We start from the raw sequence: 16155 nt of genomic DNA on the forward strand, positions 1-16155 counted from the left end.
AGACAGACGTATGGATTTGTTGAACGCCTTCTCCCATATGGACTGGAATCAGGTCCTGCACCTGACCGGGCAGCACATCACCCTGGTCGGCGTCGCGGTGACCCTGGCGATTCTGGTCGGCGTGCCGCTGGGTATCCTGATGACCCGCTTCCCGACCCTGGCAGGTCCTCTGCAAGCCAGTGCCACGGTGTTGCTGACCGTGCCGTCCATTGCGCTGTTCGGCTTGCTGCTGCCGTTCTATTCCAAATTTGGCCAGGGCCTGGGGCCGCTGCCGGCCATCACCGCCGTGTTTCTGTATTCGTTGTTGCCGATCATGCGCAACACCTACCTGGCCCTGACCGGTGTCGAACCGGGCATTCGGGAAGCGGCCAAGGGCATTGGCATGACCTTCGGCCAGCGTCTGCGCATGGTCGAGCTGCCCATCGCCGTACCGGTGATTCTCGCCGGGGTGCGCACTGCCGTGGTGATGAACATCGGCGTCATGACCATTGCCGCGACCATTGGCGCCGGCGGTCTTGGTGTACTCATTCTTGCTTCTATCAGCCGCAGCGATATGTCGATGCTGATCGTCGGCGCCGTGCTGGTCAGCATTCTGGCCATCATCGCCGACCTGCTTCTGCAATGGCTGCAACGCTCGCTGACTCCCAAAGGACTCCTGAAATGATCGAACTTCAAAACCTCACCAAGACTTTCCAGAGCAACGGCAAAGAAGTGAAGGCGGTCGACTCGGTCAGCCTCACGGTCAACGAAGGCGAAATCTGCGTGTTCCTCGGCCCGTCGGGCTGTGGCAAGAGCACCACGCTGAAGATGATCAACCGCCTGATCGAGCCGACCTCCGGCAAGGTCCTGATCAACGGTGAAGACACCACCGGCCTGGACGAAGTGACCCTGCGCCGCAATATCGGCTATGTGATCCAGCAGATCGGCTTGTTCCCGAACATGACCATCGAGGAAAACATCGTGGTGGTGCCCAAACTGTTGGGCTGGGACAAGCAGAAGTGCCATGACCGCGCTCGCGAGTTGATGAGCATGATCAAGCTCGAACCCAAGCAGTACCTGCACCGTTACCCGCGCGAGTTGTCCGGTGGTCAGCAACAGCGTATCGGGGTGATCCGTGCGCTGGCCGCCGAGGCGCCGCTGTTGCTGATGGACGAGCCGTTCGGCGCGGTCGACCCGATCAACCGCGAGATGATCCAGAACGAGTTCTTCGAGATGCAGCGGGCGCTGAACAAGACCGTGATCATGGTCAGCCACGACATCGACGAAGCGCTCAAACTGGGCGACAAGATCGCGATTTTCCGCGCTGGCAAACTGATCCAGATCGACCACCCGGACACCCTGCTGGCGCACCCGGCGGACGACTTCGTCTCCAACTTCGTTGGCCAGGACAGCACCCTCAAGCGCCTGCTGCTGGTCAAGGCCGAAGACGCCGCCGACAACGCGCCGTCAGTCAGCCCCGAGACGCCAGTGGCCGATGCGCTGGAGGTGATGGACGATCAGGACCGTCGCTACGTGGTGGTCACGGACGCAGACAACAAGGCCATGGGCTACGTGCGCCGCCGCGACCTGCACCGCCAGACCGGCACCTGTGCGCAGTTCCTGCGCGAGTTCAACGCCACGGCAGCCTATGACGAAAATCTGCGCATCCTGCTGTCGCGCATGTACGAGTTCAACCGCGCCTGGCTGCCGGTGCTGGACGCCGAGCGGGTGTTCCTGGGCGAGGTGACCCAAGAGTCGATTGCCGCTTACCTGAGTTCGGGACGCTCGCGCGGGGCCAAGACCAGCATCGTCTCGCCAGCGGAACTGGCGGCGTCCTGATAAGTGGCAGCGCTTTGCGCTGCTTTCGCCGCCGGCGAAAGCAGTGCGCAGCACTGCCAGCCTTTCAAACCTATGCCTTCTTGCGGCAGTACTCCGACACGATCACCCCGCCAATCGCCAGCAGCCCGCCCAGGGTGATCCAGGCCGTCAGTTGTTCCCCCAGCAGCACAGTCGCCAGCACGGCGGTGATCACCGGCACCAGATTGAAGAACGGCGCGGTACGCGAGGCGCCCAGTCGGGAAATGGCGTGGATCCAGGCCAGTGGCGCACAGATCGAGGCGCCGATGCCGGCAAAGCCGACCAGGGCCAGCACTTCACCGGTCAGCGCATGCCGCTCGGTGAGCAGGTAGAACGGCGCCAGGGCCACACTGGCGACGATGGCCTGGGTGTAGACCGTCTGCAGCATCGGCAACTGGATCTTCCAGCGCTGCAGCAGCAGGCTGTACACCGCGAAGGCTGCGGTGCCGAGCAGCATCATGGCATCGCCGATGCTCAGGCCGCCGTTGAGCAGGGAAGCGAAATGACCATTGCTGATCACCAGCACCACGCCGATGATCGAGATCGTGCCGCCAACCAGGGTGCCGGTAGTCGTGCGCTGTTTCATCAGCAGGCCGGTAAGGATCAGTGCGATCAGTGGATAGAGCGCCTGGATGATGCCCATCTTGATCGCGGTGGTGGAGTGTGCGGCGTAGTAGGCCAGGCACTGAAACACCACGCCGCCGAGCAGGCCGAGGACGATCAACTGCCTGTAGCAGCGGGCGACCACTGCGGCGTTGCGGATCAGGCCGCCGAGCACGAACGGGGTGAGCACCAGCAGCGCCAGCAGCCAGCGGTAGAAGCTGATCTCGATGGGCGAGATGGCCGTGGCACTGAGTTTGGTGACGATGGTGTTGCCACCCCACAGGAAGGCGGCCAGGACGGGGAACAGGTAATTCATCAGTCGGGTCTCTCCAGGTCGGCGCCGAGCATAGCACCATGACCCTGGCGGCCAGGTGAAACCGGACCGTTCGGGCAGGCGCAAGGAACATCAGCCTGTCATGTGGGTCGTTTACATAGGTGGGTGTAATGAGCGATCTACTGGTTGCGTGCGAAATCGCGACATTTTTAGTTGATCTCAAGCCCCTCAGGTCCTAAAGTTCGCGCCGAACGTCCATGCTGGAAACGATCCATCCGGCTCAAGTACTGACGACGAGACAGCAAGGCCAAGGGGAGTTGCCCCGTGGCCTTTTTGCTTTCGGCGACATGCCTTGGGAAGTAGGCGAACCAAAGTGGGGATACGGAGGACGTTCATATGCACCCATTTATTCATCTGTTTGCCCCGTGGAGTCCCTTAGCATGCCGATCAAGGTCGAAGACTATTTCGAAGCCAGCACCTTCAACAAAATGAAGGCGTTTGCCGACAAGCAGGAAACCCCGTTCGTACTCATCGACACCAAGATCATCGACAAGGCTTACGATGACCTGCGCGCCGGTTTCGAGTTCGCCAAGGTCTACTACGCCGTCAAGGCCAACCCGGCCAAAGAAATCATCGAGCTGTTGCGCGACAAGGGTTCGAGCTTTGACATCGCCTCCATCTATGAGCTGGACAAGGTCATGGGCTGCGGCGTTGGCCCGGAACGCATCAGCTACGGCAACACCATCAAGAAGTCCAAGGACATCCGCTACTTCTTCGACAAGGGCGTGCGCCTGTTCGCCACCGACTCCGAAGCCGACCTGCGCAACATCGCCAAGGCTGCACCAGGCTCGAAAGTTTATGTGCGCATCCTCACCGAAGGCTCGACCACCGCTGACTGGCCACTGTCGCGCAAGTTCGGCTGCCAGACCGACATGGCCATGGACCTGCTGATCCTGGCCCGTGATCTGGGTCTGGTGCCTTACGGTATTTCGTTCCACGTCGGTTCCCAGCAGCGCGACATCAGCGTGTGGGACGCGGCGATTGCCAAGGTCAAGGTGATCTTCGAGCGTCTGAAACAGGAAGACGGCATCGAACTGAAGCTGATCAACATGGGTGGCGGCTTCCCGGCCAACTACATCACCCGCACCAACAGCCTGGAAACCTACGCCGAAGAGATCATCCGCTTCCTGAAGGAAGACTTCGGTGATGACCTGCCGGAAATCATCCTGGAGCCAGGCCGTTCGCTGATCGCCAACGCCGGCATTCTGGTCAGCGAAGTGGTGCTGGTGGCGCGCAAGTCGCGTACCGCCGTGGAGCGCTGGGTGTACACCGACGTGGGCAAGTTCTCCGGCCTGATCGAAACCATGGACGAGTCGATCAAGTTCCCGATCTGGACCGAGAAGAAAGGCGAGATGGAAGAAGTGGTCATCGCAGGGCCCACCTGCGACAGCGCCGACATCATGTACGAGCACTATAAGTACGGTCTGCCGCTGAACCTGGCCATCGGTGACCGCCTGTACTGGCTCTCGACCGGTGCCTACACCACCAGCTACAGCGCTGTGGAGTTCAATGGCTTCCCGCCGCTGAAGGCGTTCTACCTGTAAGGTCGTCACGCACTACAAAAAACCCATGAGCGATCATGGGTTTTTTTATGCCCTCAGAAAAGTACGCGGCGATTTGTAACAGAGGATCCAGATTTACATAACTCAATTGATTTTGGATCCATTGGTTAAGTTATTCGATAACTTCTTATAAATCCTCAGTTCTGGTTGCTTATTCCTACAGGGTCGATCCGCTTTGTTTGCTATTTAGTGTCTTGAAGTTTTGCTAGCTTTTAATAAGTTTCAAGGCTTGAGTTCCGGACTGCCATTTAGGCCGAATGATCACGATAGGGAAATTGGATATGTCGAACGAACACGTGGCATTGGCGACTGACGCCGCTCAGCCTGATGTCAGCGAGATCAGCCGGGTCAGTAATGATTTCATTCGCGCCGCGTCGGGTGTTGCCCAGAATGCGGCTCGCGATCGGGGCCTGCTGATAACCAACGAAGACGTACGTAGCATCCATCGCTACGTCAGTAGTGCGCTGGCCCTGCCGAGCGACATTGCCCAGGTCCGGCAACTGCTGGGCAATTACCAAAGTGGTATTCCCGGTTTGCAGCCTGAAGACGTCAAACAGCTGTATCTGACGATCCAGGAGCACGCCGCAAGTTGGGCCGGGCTGGAAGACGACATGCGTGCGGTGGGCAGCGATCTGCATGTATTTGCCGGCAATCTGGTTCGCACCGCTGAAGACATGGTCGGTTTTATTCAGGGGCTTGAAGCCTGGCGAACCCTCAAGCTGAGTGAGCTGAGCGTCAGTGAAATCGAGCAGATGCCGATGGTTGAACTGACCGACTCCGATCGCAGGCACCTGCCGGGTTTGCTGGCCTTGGTGGGTGACCTGAAGTTACACATCGCTGATTACAGCAGCAGTACCCGGCGGGTCAGTCAGGGGCTTGAGGCGTTCAAGGCGCACCTGCGAGACCGAATCAGGCCCGAGGTCGCTCGTAAGATTGATCTGGCGAGCTCTGCGGAAGCGGGTGACAACCTGGTTCAGCTCAAGGACCGGATTGTGCTGCTCAATGAGCGTATCAATCAAAAGGCCAGCGAGTATGAGGAGTACTGCGGCTACCGATGGGTCGGGTTTTGGTGGGGGCCGGCAGGTGGAGCGGTTTCCTGGTCGATCTACGGGCCCAAGGCCGCGGAGGTCCTTGCACAGCAGAGCCAGTTGATCGACGAAAAGCAGACGCTTGAAACCCAACTCAGGCAGCACGACCGGTTTCTCGGCAACCTGTTTGCCTTTGAGTCTGGCATGCAGGATCTGAGAACCCGTATCGAAGGAGCGGCCAGCAGTATCAGCAATATCGAAAGTATCTGGAGTTTGCTCGAGAAGTTGGCAGACGACTCGCATCGGCGCATCAATGACCTGGACAACGCGCTGCTGCTGGTTGTTTTTGTTTCACGGTTTCGCGCAGTTATTGCCAATTGGCAAGACATAAAAGAGCAGGCGTTCAATATGCTGACGGCTTTTAACAGGGTCGTTGGTGATGTGCGGCGTTGATAGTAAAGTAACTAACGATAAGGAAGATTAAAGAATGAATGTTCATGTCATGGACACTCCGTTTTTGTTACCAAAGCCTGATCTGGACGTGCTGGTGGCCAACAGAGCGCAATTGCGCCGCTACACTGAGGCGCTTGGCGAGATCCATTTGCCGGTCAAGCGCGAGAAACTGCTCAGCCTGATTGAGGAGTTGAGTCATGTCGACAAGCAGGTGCTCGACATACTGACGCTTGGACCTGGGCTGTTGGCCAATCACGGCTTGCCGGACCTGCTCGAAACCATTGCCAAGCTCAAGCAACAGCCGTTGACCGACGAAACCGGCAGCCACATCGAGGTGATCGTCAAGGAGATCCGTGAAGAGCGGTTCAAGACGCTTGCCGAGCTGCAACTGCAGTCCAGCGCGCTGGATGATGCGCTGGTTAATTTTTCGGCAGTCAGCGTCAGCGACGTCGATCACTTTGTGGTTGAGATCGAGGCCAGCCTGACGCAAGTGGATGAGCAGATTGCCGCTGAAAACCAGCCGTTGGGCAAATGGCTGGAGGAAGAAGCGGCGCTCAACAAGCTGATTGCCGAGGTCGAGGCATTGAGTGCACTCGACAAGTTCAAGCCGCTGGTGGCGTCTCTGGACAAACTGATCGAAATAGACCCGAACAATCGATTGGTCGGCTCGATCAAGGCCGGTATTGCCGGCATGAGCAGTATTCTTGATCTGGCCAACGATGCGCTGGAATACAAGCACCTGCTCAAGCACCGCGAGCGTTTGCAGGAGCTGCTCGACGCGCTGCGCGGTAATGCTCGTGAGCTGCACGAAAAACGCAAGGCTGAGGCCCGCAAGCTGGAGCAATTCAGACAGCTTCAGGCGCTGGAGGAACTGAAGTCGGCCTATAGCCAGGAAGTCGCCAGATTACTGGCTGCGCTGAACGGCTTCCTCACTGCCAATCGCATCGAAGCGGTCGACAGTGTTGAAGCCCAGACGGCGCTGTTTATTCGCCATGCCCGCTTCCTGAGCAATTACCTCACTGAGCTGCGCCGGGACTGGCGCAGTTGATAGACGGGTTCTGGCTGAGCCGGACCAGAACGTCACGCAGCGCTGCCTGGTCTGACTCGTCACCGAGTTCAGCGGCACGCTGATGATAGGCTTGCGCCAGAGCACGCAATGCCGGGTGAGCGGCGGTCAGTAATGACTGGCGACTCACCCGCAGAAAATTGAGGTTGCCGCCCGCCAGCGCTGTGTTCATCCAGGTTTGCGCCTGTTCAATCTCGCCTTGTTCGGCCAGCACGGTGGCATGGCTGAATTGCCCGCGAAAATCCCCGGCTTCGGCAGAGCGTCGATACCAGTCATGCGCTGCCTCCAGATCAACTTTGCCGGCCAGCCCTTCTTCCAGATAGCGCCCCAGCAAGTTCATCGACTTGGCATGCCCCTGATGGGCGGCCTTGTGGTAACAGGCCATGGCCAGCCAGTGATCCTGACGTACGCCACGCCCGCTGCCCAGCAGGTTGCCCAGGTTATACAGGCCCCAGTCAAAGTTCTGCTCGGCGGCCAGCTGATACTGCTGCGCGGCCTGCACGACATCGGCCTCGCATCCCCAGCCATGCTCCAGGCAACGGCCCAGCATGTTGCGCGCCATCAAGTGGCCTTGATCGGCCGCGATTCTGAACCAGGTCACCGCCAGCGCCGGGTCGCGCTGTATGCCGTTGCCATCAAGCAGGATCTGCCCCAGTAGCGCTTGGGCTTCGACCAGCCCTTGCCCGGCGGCAGCCAGAATGGCCTGGGCTGCACGTCCGGGGTTATCTGCCAGCATGGCTTGCAGGGCTTCGCTGTCGAGCTGTTCTTCACGGGCCAACTTCCAGCTCATGGCTCAGACCTCGACCCAGCGGCGCAGCAGGTTGTGATAAGTCCCGGTCAACTGCACCAGTGACGGATGATCAGGTACATCGCGGGTCAGTTGCTGGATGGCGGTATCCATCTCGAACAGCAGGGCGCGCTGGCTGTCTTCGCGGACCAGACTCTGAGTCCAGAAAAACGAGGCCAGACGAGTACCGCGGGTCACCGCGTTGACTTTATGCAGGCTGGTGCCGGGGTACAGCACCAGATCGCCGGCCGGCAGCTTGACCTGTTGCGTGCCGTAGGTGTCCTGAATGATCAGTTCACCGCCGTCATAGTCATCGGGATCACTGAAAAACAGCGTCGAGGACAGGTCGGTACGCACCCGCTCGGTCGTGCCTTTGACCTGGCGTACGGCGTTGTCGATATGAAAGTCGAAGTTGCCGCCGGCCGTGTAGCAGTTGAACAACGGTGGATACACCTTGTTCGGCAGCGCGGCTGACATGAACAGCGGGTTGGACCACAGCCGCTCAAGCATGGCGGTGCCGATTTCCTTGGCCAGCGGGTGGCCTTCAGGCAATTGCAGGTTGTGCTTGGCCTTGGCCGACTGGTAACCCGCAGTCAGCTTGCCATCAGCCCAGTCAGTCTGCTCCAGGGCTTCACGGATGCGCAGGACTTCTTCACGGGTGAACAGGCCGGGGATGTGTAAAAGCATGACGTGGCACCGATATGGCCGAGGAGGTGGTGAATGATAGTTATTCTTATTGAATGGGCGCAATGCCGATATTGATGCTTGTCAAAGCCCTTGGCGATTCTGGCAAAGCTGGGTGAATAATGTAAAAAATATGCAAATGTCAATTACTCTCAATTGCCTCTCGGGCAGTATTGCAATATGTTTCGCGGCCGGAGTATGGGTCGCCGTTGCGCATGCTCAAGTGGTCAGCAAGCTCAGCCCGCCTGATCGGCGCGGCTGGCTTAAAATGATAATGAGAATAACTAGCGTCTGCCGCATAATGCGCGCCGCTCAGGGCAATAGAGGTGCCGGTGGTGTTCAAGAAAGTTTTGTTTCAGTTGCACTGGTTCTTCGGCATCAGCGCAGGTCTGGTGCTGGCGCTGATGGGCGTGACCGGTGCCCTGTATTCCTTCGAGGAAGAAATTCTCGACGCCATAAATCCCGACGTTTTGCTGGTAGAGAAGCGCGATGCGCCGCTACCGCCTGTTGAGTTGGTGCGCAAGCTCGAAGCTGCCAAGGGCATGACCGTGGCTATCCTGCGGGTTGAAACCACCAGCAATCGGGTTGCCCAGGCCTATTTTCAGCCCAAACCTGGCGAGCGACGCGGACCGCGGGTCAATTTCGACCAGTACACCGGCGAACTGCGTGGCGATGGTGTGGGCGAAGGCTTTTTCGACCTGATGCTCAACCTGCACCGCTTTCTTGCTTCCGGCCAGACAGGTCGGCAGATCACCGGCGCCTGTACCCTGATCCTGATTTTCTTCTGCCTGTCGGGCCTGTACCTGCGCTGGCCGCGCAAGCCGCTGGACTGGCGGGTCTGGCTGACCATAGACTGGGCCAAGAAGGGCCGCAGTTTCAACTGGGACCTGCACTCGATTTTTGGCACCTGGTGTTTACTGGCTTATCTGTTGTTCGCGATCACCGGCTTGATGTGGTCCTATCAATGGTGGAATCAGGGCATGACCCGGCTGCTGGGCGATGCACCGCCAGCCGGTGAGCAGCGCCGCCCGGCCGGCCCTGGTGCTGGCGGTGGCAAGCCGGCCCAGCCGCCGGGGCCGCTGGTGGTGGATTACGACGCCGTCTGGGCGAGCATCCGCGACACCGCAGGCCCTGGCTTGGCGGGTTATAACCTGCGCCTGCCAGCAGCCGGTGGGCAATCGGCTACCGTGTTCTATTTGCTCAAGGACTCGCCGCACCCACGGGCGCTGAACATCATCAATCTCGACCCCGCCACCGGCAAGATCAACTCGGTGTCACGCTACGCCGACAAGGGGCTCGGTGCGCAATTGTTGACCAGTAACTATGCGCTGCACGTCGGCAGTTACTTCGGCCTGCCGGGGCGGATCATCATGACCATCGCCTCGCTGCTGATGCCGCTGTTCTTCATCACCGGCTGGCTGCTGTATCTGGATCGGCGCCGCAAGAAACGCGATATTCGCAATGCCCGCAGTGGCTTGCAGACGGCAGGCGGCGAGGGTGATTCGTGGTTGGTGGGCTTTGCCAGCCAGAGCGGTTTTGCCGAGCAACTGGCTTGGCAAACCGCCGGGCAATTGCAAGCGGCCGGCCTGCCCGTCAAGGTCCAGCGCCTGGCGGAACTGACCGAGCAAGACCTGCAGCAACGTCGCAACGCGGTGTTTGTGGTCAGTACCTTCGGTGACGGTGAGGCGCCGGACAGCGCCCGTGGCTTCGAGCGCAAGCTGCTCGGTCAGCCACTGGCGCTGGATAACCTCAACTACGCGGTGCTGGCCCTGGGTGACCGCCAGTACCAGCACTTCTGCGCCTTTGCTCAGCGCTTGCACGGCTGGTTGGCCGAGCGTGGCAGCCGCTCGCTGTTCGCCCCGGTGGAGGTGGATAACGCCGACCCGGCGGCGCTGCAGAACTGGCAGCAACAACTGGGGCGGGTGACCGGCAGCACGCCGACCGGCGCCTGGCAGGCTCCGCAATTCGAGAGCTGGACCCTGAGCCGCCGTGAGCAGATCAACCCCGGCAGCACGGGCTCGAAGGTGTTCCTGCTGGGCCTGAGCGCGCCTGCGGCCGCGAGCTGGGAGGCTGGTGATCTGGTGGAAATTCTGCCGCGCAATAGCGATGCAGTGCTGACCCGCCTGCTGCAAGGCCTGGGCCTGAGCGGCCAGGAACCGGTCACGGTCGATGGCTTGCAGGAAACCTTGTTGCAAGCGCTGGGCAGCCGCCAGTTGCCGCAACACCGTGCGCACTTGGTGGGGCTGCATGCGCAGGCACTGGTCGATGCGCTGGTGCCGCTGGCCGCCCGCGAGTATTCGATTGCTTCGACACCGTCAGACGGCGACCTGCAGTTGATCGTCCGTCAAGAGATCCACACCGATGGCGGTCTGGGTGTAGGGTCTGGCTGGCTTACCGAGTATCTGGTTGAGGGCGCCACGATCAGCCTGCGCTTGCGTCGCAATAGCGGCTTCCACCTGCCGCAGGAGCCGGTGCCACTGATTCTGATCGGTAACGGCACTGGGCTGGCCGGATTGCGCAGCCTGCTCAAGGCTCGGATTGAGCAACAGCAGACACGTAACTGGCTGTTGTTTGGCGAGCGTAACCGTGCCCATGACTTCTTGTGCGGTGACCAGTTGCAAGGCTGGCTGGAGGGTGGCCAACTGGCCCGTCTGGACCTGGCGTTCTCCCGCGATCAGGAGCAGAAAATCTACGTCCAGGACCGCCTGCGCGAAGCCGCCGACGAACTGCGCGCCTGGCTGGCCGACGGGGCTGTGATCTATATCTGCGGCAGCCTGCAAGGCATGGCCGCCGGAGTGGATCAGGCGCTCAACGACCTGCTCGGTGAACAGGCCGTGAGTGAGCTGATCGAACAGGGACGCTACAAGCGAGACGTTTATTGAGGCAGCCTCAGGCTGCCAGCTACAAGCTACAAGCTACAAGCTACAAGCTACAAGCTACAAGCTACAAGCTACAAGCTACAAGCTACAAGCGGTGCGGTGAAGGCTCAGCTTCCTCCGACCTGCTTTTAGCTTGAGGCTTGCAGCTTATGGCTTACGGCTTAGAACTGGTAGGCCAGCCCTGCGCCGGCGTACCACGAGCGGCCCGGTGCGGCTTCGTAGTAGCGGCCGTTGCCGTCGCCGACGATCACTGAACCTACGTACTGGCGGTCGAGCAGGTTGTCCAGGCGCACCATCTGGTGGAAGGTCCAGGGCCCGTAGTTTTGTTCGAAGCGGGTGCGCCAGTTAAATACCGTGTAGCTCGGGGCGGCCTTGTCGTCATTGCTGTCTTCGACATACACCTTGCTGCGGTACTGGCCTTCGACACCCATGCTGATGCCTTGTCGCGGTTTCCAGACCAGTTCGCCAAACAGGCTGCTGCCCGGCACGCCGGGCAGTTTGTTGCCTTTGTCGATGGTCCTGCCACTGCTTACATAGGCTTGGTCGTAGGTGGCGTCCAGGCGAGTGTACGCCAGGGTGGCTTGCCACTGGTCGCTCAACTGGCTTTGCACGCCGAGTTCGAAACCACGACGCAGGGTCTTGCCGGCGTTCTGATAACTGGTGCGACCGTCGGTGGCGCTGGAGACGACGATTTCGTCATCGGTGCGGATTTCGAAGATGGCCGCATTGATCCGGGTATTGCCGCCGACCCTGGCCTTGAGACCGATCTCATACTGGGTACTGGTGGCTGGCGACAGGCTGAAGTTGAAGCCTTCGATGGCGCCCGGTGCATAGGCCATCTCGGCCTGGGTGGGGGTTTCGAAGCCCTTGCCGGCACTGATGTAGCCATGTAGGTCAGGGGTGAAGGCATACATCACCGACAGCGACGGGGTGTTGCGCTGGTATTTCTTCGAGCCACTGGCATCGCCGTTGGCCAGGTAACGGTCATCGACCTCCATCTCCATGGTGCTGTGCCGCAGGCCTGCTTCCAGGGTCCAGTCGTCCAGCAGCCAGCGCGCCTGGATGTACGGGTCGAGACTGGTCGCCGTGTCGATCTCGTCACGGCGCAGTTCACCTTTGACGCCCAGTTGCGTGCCGCTGAAGTTCTGAAAACCACGGCGGTCATCGCGACTGCGGTCGTAGTCGACCCCGGTGGTCACGGTCAACTGGCCCGGTACGCCCTGGATTGGCTGGACCCAGCGCAGGGTGCCGCCATGAAACTCGCGGTCAAAGTCCACTACGCCGCCGCCACGCTGGCTGTTGGAAACCACTGTGCGCGGGATCGACAGGTACTGCACCACGCTGCGCTGGCCGGCATACAGATTGAACTGCAAGGTGGCGTCGCCGAAGCTGCGCTCGTAGTTCATGCCCAACTGCTGGTGGTCGATGCTTTTGCGCGTGTTGTAAGTCTCGGCCACCGCCGCCACCGAGCGCGGATCATTCTGGTAGCCGGCCCAGGTCTGGCCCAACGGGTCTTGCGTGCCGTTCTGTTCCAGGCTGCTGTAAATCAGCGCCAGGCGGCTGTCGGCGTCGGGGTTGACATGCACCTTGGCGAAGGTCTGATCGCGGCGGGCCGAGCTATGGTCGCGGTAGCCATCGGTATCCATGCGCGAGGCATCGACGATAAAGCCCGCCTGGTCATTGCCGCCCTCTGCCGACAGGTGGTTCTTGCGATAGCCGTCGCTGCCGAACGTGGTCTCGGCGCCGACCTTGGGCTTGCCTTGGCCGTCGCGGGTGAACATCTGGATCACCCCACCGGCATTGCTGCCGTAAATGGTCGAGGTCGGGCCGCGCAGCACTTCGATACGCTCGGCCACATCCAGGTTGAGCGTGGCGGCCTGGCCCTGGCCGTCCGGGGTGCTGGCGGGAATGCCGTCGCTGAGCAGTTTCAGGCCGCGAATACCGAACGCCGAGCGCGCGCCGTAACCGCGCGAGGATATCTGCAGGTCCTGGGCATAGTTCTGGCGGTTCTGCACGACAAGGCCCGGCACGCGGGGCAGCACTTCGGACAGGTTGGTGCCCAACTGGCCGTCCTGGATCTGCTGCAGGTTGACGGTGTCGACCGAAAACGGCAGGTCAAAGCTGGAGACCGGCGCATAGGTGCCGGTGACCACGATGGGGGTAAGAATCTCGTAGGTCGAAACCTTGTTGTCATCGGCCAGGGCCAATGCGCTGACACCCAAACCGCAGGCCAGTGCGTGAATCCGCAAGGCGAGGGCGCAGGGGCTAAGTCGAACAGGCATGTAGACCTCTCGATTGAATGAAAGTGATGTCACTACGGCGGGCGGATGCAACAGGCAGGATAGAAGACAGCAGGCGGTTCAGATCGTGCACATCCGCTGTGCAGTAATACTGAGCAATCGCCCGCCCCATCAGGGGCGGGCGAAAGAACGGATTATGGCAGCGCGTAGGCCACGACGTAATCACCGCGTTGCGTCGCCTGGCGCGCACCACCGGCGGTGATCACCACGTATTGCTTGCCGGTTTTGGGCGACACGTAAGTCATCGGCCCACCCTGGCTGCCGACCGGCAGTCGGGCTTTCCAGACTTCTTCACCGTTGGCGCTGTTGAAGGCGCGCAGGTAGAAGTCCTGGGTACCGGCGATGAATACCAGACCGCCTTGGGTCGACAGGGTGCCGCCGAGGGTCGGCAGGCCGATCTTGATCGGCAAGCCCATGGCGATGCCAAGGGGGCCGGTGTCTTCCACGGTCCCGACCGGCACTTGCCAGGCGATTTTCTGGGTTTTCATGTCGATGGCGGTCAGGGTGCCGAACGGCGGCGCCTGGCACGGAATGCCGGCCACCGACAGGAAGCGGTTCTTGTTCACCGCATAGGGGGTGCCTTTGAGCGGCACCGCGCCCATGCCGGTGTTGATCGCTTCACCGCCGGAGGAAGCCTTGGCATCTTTCTGCGCAGGAATCATCTGCACCCACAGGCCCAGACGCATGTCGTTGACGAAGATGAAGCCGTGCACCGGGTCGGTCGACAGGCCGCCCCAGTTAAGGCCACCCAGCGAGCCTGGAAAACTCAGCGATTTATCGGTACCTGGCGCGGTGTACAGCCCGTCGTAGCGCATCCCCTTGAAGTCGATACGGCACAGCAATTGGTCATACGGCGTGGCGCCCCACATGTCCGACTCGGTTAGCTGCTGGGCGCCGATCTGCGGCATGCCCACCGACTTTGGCTGGCTGGGCGAATACGGCTCGTTGGGGATGTTGCCGGCCTTGACCGGCACTTGATCCACTTGGGTCAGCGGCTGGCCAGTGGCGCGGTCGAGGACGAAGATCTGCCCGGCCTTGGTGCCGATCACCAGTGCCGGCACACTTTTGCCGTCTTTACCGGTGAAGTCGATCAGGCTCGGCTGCATCGGCAGGTCGAAATCCCACAGGTCATTATGGACCGTCTGGTACACCCACTTTTCTGCGCCGCTGGTGGCGTCCAGGGCCAGGATCGAAGCGCCATAGGTGTGATCCAGGCGAGTACGCTCGACACCGTATAGGTCGGTGGACGAACTGCCCATCGGCAGGAACACGGTGTTCATCGCCGGATCGTAGGACATCGGTGCCCAGCTGTTCGGCGTGCTGCGCACGTAGGTCTGGCCTTCGGCCGGTGCGTTGCGCTCTTGCGGGTTGCCCGGGTCGAAGGCCCAGCGCTGTTGCCCGGTGACCACGTCGAAGCCACGAATCACGCCGCCTGGCATGTCGGTCTGGACGTTGTCGGCGACACGTCCGCCGACCACCACCGTGGTGCCGGCCATCAGCGGGGCCGAAGACAATTGATAGTGCGAGTCCGGGACATTGCCCAGACCGGCTTTCAGGTCAACCTGACCGTTGTTGCCAAAGCCCTGGCAGAATTCGCCGGTGTCGGCGTCGACGGCGATCAGGCGTGCGTCGATGGTGTTGGTCAGCAGGCGGCGCTGACAGTTGGCGCCGGCCGTTACGTTGACTGCGGTCACCGCTGAATTGCCTGGCTGGCTTGGCTGTACCAGCGCTGCGGTGGCGTCGAAGTACGCCAGGCCCCGGCAGCGCTGCCATACGCCGGATTGAGCGTTGATTTGGTTTTTCCACAGCTCTTTGCCGGTGTCGGCATCCAGCGCAATGATGTTGTTGTGTGGTGTGCAGATAAACACCTTGTTGCCGATTTGCAGCGGGGTGAGCTGGTCTTCGGCGCCATTGCCGTTGCTCTGCGCAATATCACCGGTGCGGTAGGTCCAGGCCACTTGCAGCTTGTCGACATTGCCACGGTTGATCTGGTCCAGCGCAGCAAAGCGGCTGCCACCTTCGGTATTGCCGTAATGCGCCCAGTCTTTCTGCGCGTTGGCCGGGTCCACCGGGGTCAGGCCAGGGCCGCTGCCATTGGGTGCGACACTGGGATGGGCGACAAACATATTGCCCACCGCGATCACCAGTGCGACTGCCAGTACGCCAGCGATGCCATACGGCGCCTTGCCCGGTACGGCACCACTGGCGCGCACCAGCTGTGGATAGACCAGCAGGATCACCAGACCCATGACAGAGAACATGAACAGCCGCGAGAACAGCGGCCAGAATTGCAGGCCGGCGTCCAGCACCGCCCAAATGGCCGTGCCGATCAGGAACACTGCGAACAGTTGTGCGCCGAGCGGCTTGCGCAACGCAATCAACAGACCGCAAGCAGCCATAACCAGACCGCCGATCAGGAAATACCAGCTACCGCCCAGACGGACCAGCGAGAAGCCGCCGGCCGCAAGGGCCAGACCAAGCAAAAGGGTAATGATGCCGAGCCCGAGCAGGATGAACCTGACCAGGCCGGAGAGGGGTTGTGGCTGTGTCATTTTGTAGCACCCGTGTTTGAATGCCGGCGATTATAAACATCAAAAACTAACCAGTTAGTTAATTGTTCGAA

11 protein-coding genes are annotated in these 16155 nt (G+C 60.6%); 6 read left to right on the forward strand and 5 right to left on the reverse strand.

The genetic code is table 11. From position 1 onward, the window contains the following. Positions 1-10: 10 nt before the first annotated feature. Both PSCI_RS12885 and PSCI_RS12890 read left to right on the forward strand, forming a co-directional pair. On the forward strand, positions 11-664 hold the full coding sequence (locus PSCI_RS12885) for an ABC transporter permease (RefSeq protein ID WP_045487282.1): 654 nt from the start codon (positions 11-13) through the stop codon (positions 662-664). Further along, positions 661-1818 (forward strand): osmoprotectant ABC transporter ATP-binding protein OsmV, encoded by a 1158-nt coding sequence (locus tag PSCI_RS12890; protein WP_045487285.1) that lies wholly within the window; start codon positions 661-663, stop codon positions 1816-1818. The genes PSCI_RS12885 and PSCI_RS12890 overlap by 4 nt, the downstream gene beginning before the upstream one ends. Before the next feature lie 70 nt (positions 1819-1888). Here PSCI_RS12890 and PSCI_RS12895 read toward each other — a convergent pair whose 3' ends face one another. Beyond that, positions 1889-2755, reverse strand: coding sequence for a DMT family transporter (locus PSCI_RS12895; protein ID WP_045487288.1), 867 nt, complete (start codon positions 2753-2755; stop codon positions 1889-1891). Between the two features lie 398 nt (positions 2756-3153). Here PSCI_RS12895 and PSCI_RS12900 point away from each other — a divergent pair, with 398 nt between their 5' ends. The 3 genes from PSCI_RS12900 (at position 3154) to PSCI_RS12910 (ending at position 6864) form a co-directional block, all read left to right on the forward strand. Beyond that, a complete protein-coding gene (locus tag PSCI_RS12900) occupies positions 3154-4317 on the forward strand; it encodes a type III PLP-dependent enzyme (RefSeq protein ID WP_045487292.1) in 1164 nt (387 codons plus the stop codon). 299 nt (positions 4318-4616) lie between these two features. Then, complete coding sequence (locus tag PSCI_RS12905) at positions 4617-5816, forward strand: alpha-xenorhabdolysin family binary toxin subunit A (protein ID WP_045487296.1); 1200 nt, start codon at positions 4617-4619, stop codon at positions 5814-5816. A gap of 34 nt (positions 5817-5850) precedes the next feature. Further along, positions 5851-6864 (forward strand): alpha-xenorhabdolysin family binary toxin subunit B, encoded by a 1014-nt coding sequence (locus PSCI_RS12910; RefSeq protein WP_045487298.1) that lies wholly within the window; start codon positions 5851-5853, stop codon positions 6862-6864. Here PSCI_RS12910 and PSCI_RS12915 read toward each other — a convergent pair. Both PSCI_RS12915 and PSCI_RS12920 read right to left on the reverse strand, forming a co-directional pair. Further along, on the reverse strand, positions 6833-7672 hold the full coding sequence (locus tag PSCI_RS12915) for a tetratricopeptide repeat protein (protein ID WP_045487301.1): 840 nt from the start codon (positions 7670-7672) through the stop codon (positions 6833-6835). The two genes, PSCI_RS12910 and PSCI_RS12915, sit on opposite strands and share 32 nt — an antisense overlap. Positions 7673-7675: 3 nt before the next feature. Continuing rightward, the gene (locus PSCI_RS12920; RefSeq protein WP_045487304.1) at positions 7676-8356 is read right to left on the reverse strand and encodes a Fe2+-dependent dioxygenase; all 681 of its coding nucleotides are present in this window, start codon (positions 8354-8356) and stop codon (positions 7676-7678) included. Between the two features lie 332 nt (positions 8357-8688). Between PSCI_RS12920 and PSCI_RS12925 the strand changes: the two genes are divergently transcribed. Next, a complete protein-coding gene (locus tag PSCI_RS12925) occupies positions 8689-11235 on the forward strand; it encodes a sulfite reductase flavoprotein subunit alpha (protein ID WP_045494229.1) in 2547 nt (848 codons plus the stop codon). 158 nt (positions 11236-11393) lie between these two features. Here PSCI_RS12925 and PSCI_RS12930 read toward each other — a convergent pair whose 3' ends face one another. Together PSCI_RS12930 and PSCI_RS12935 are read right to left on the reverse strand one after the other, a co-directional pair. Further along, a complete protein-coding gene (locus tag PSCI_RS12930) occupies positions 11394-13514 on the reverse strand; it encodes a TonB-dependent receptor family protein (protein ID WP_045487307.1) in 2121 nt (706 codons plus the stop codon). 152 nt (positions 13515-13666) lie between these two features. Continuing rightward, positions 13667-16084: a glucose/quinate/shikimate family membrane-bound PQQ-dependent dehydrogenase gene (locus PSCI_RS12935; RefSeq protein ID WP_045487310.1), complete on the reverse strand. Its 2418-nt coding sequence runs from the start codon at positions 16082-16084 to the stop codon at positions 13667-13669. Between the last annotated feature and the right edge of the window lie 71 nt (positions 16085-16155).

This window comes from Pseudomonas sp. StFLB209, from assembly GCF_000829415.1.
GTDB lineage: Bacteria > Pseudomonadota > Gammaproteobacteria > Pseudomonadales > Pseudomonadaceae > Aquipseudomonas.

Bases quoted from the DNA above. Each gene is read 5' to 3' on its own strand.
- PSCI_RS12885 (WP_045487282.1), top strand. From the start codon at position 11: ATGGATTTGTTGAACGCCTTCTCCCATATGGACTGGAATCAGGTCCTG.
- PSCI_RS12890 (WP_045487285.1), top strand. From the start codon at position 661: ATGATCGAACTTCAAAACCTCACCAAGACTTTCCAGAGCAACGGCAAA.
- PSCI_RS12895 (WP_045487288.1), bottom strand. From the start codon at position 2,755: ATGAATTACCTGTTCCCCGTCCTGGCCGCCTTCCTGTGGGGTGGCAAC.
- PSCI_RS12900 (WP_045487292.1), top strand. From the start codon at position 3,154: ATGCCGATCAAGGTCGAAGACTATTTCGAAGCCAGCACCTTCAACAAA.
- PSCI_RS12905 (WP_045487296.1), top strand. From the start codon at position 4,617: ATGTCGAACGAACACGTGGCATTGGCGACTGACGCCGCTCAGCCTGAT.
- PSCI_RS12910 (WP_045487298.1), top strand. From the start codon at position 5,851: ATGAATGTTCATGTCATGGACACTCCGTTTTTGTTACCAAAGCCTGAT.
- PSCI_RS12915 (WP_045487301.1), bottom strand. From the start codon at position 7,672: ATGAGCTGGAAGTTGGCCCGTGAAGAACAGCTCGACAGCGAAGCCCTG.
- PSCI_RS12920 (WP_045487304.1), bottom strand. From the start codon at position 8,356: ATGCTTTTACACATCCCCGGCCTGTTCACCCGTGAAGAAGTCCTGCGC.
- PSCI_RS12930 (WP_045487307.1), bottom strand. From the start codon at position 13,514: ATGCCTGTTCGACTTAGCCCCTGCGCCCTCGCCTTGCGGATTCACGCA.
- PSCI_RS12935 (WP_045487310.1), bottom strand. From the start codon at position 16,084: ATGACACAGCCACAACCCCTCTCCGGCCTGGTCAGGTTCATCCTGCTC.